This is a genomic window from Bacillus sp. SIMBA_005, from assembly GCF_046535585.1.
GTDB lineage: Bacteria > Bacillota > Bacilli > Bacillales > Bacillaceae > Bacillus > Bacillus pumilus.
Window position 1 is genome coordinate 1 of record NZ_JAWRWI010001093.1, and the last position, 239, is coordinate 239.

At 44.4% G+C, this 239-nt stretch carries 1 protein-coding gene; it reads right to left on the reverse strand.

Annotation, left to right across the window (positions count from 1 at the left end; translation table 11 throughout):
• Nucleotides 1–149: 149 nt before the first annotated feature.
• Nucleotides 150–239, reverse strand: a 90-nt coding sequence (locus SB660_RS23500; protein ID WP_410584987.1) for a hypothetical protein, incomplete at its 5' end; no start/stop codon positions are given.

Sequence of the window (239 nt, forward strand, 5' to 3'; positions counted from 1 at the left end):
TTGCTGTTTCATACGTCGCATTCCTCACTTGGTTTTTATTCGTTACATCCATTATAAGCGTTTTGGCGCATGAGAAGAAAGAGAGAGGAGGGAGAAAAAGATAAAGCGCCGGAAGACGGATTGTCCTTCGGCGCTTCTGTCACAATAGGTTATTCAAACATTTGCTCTTTAATATACTGAACCGGCATTTCACGGCCTGTCCAATATTCAAACGCCATGGCGCCCTGCCAAAGCATCAT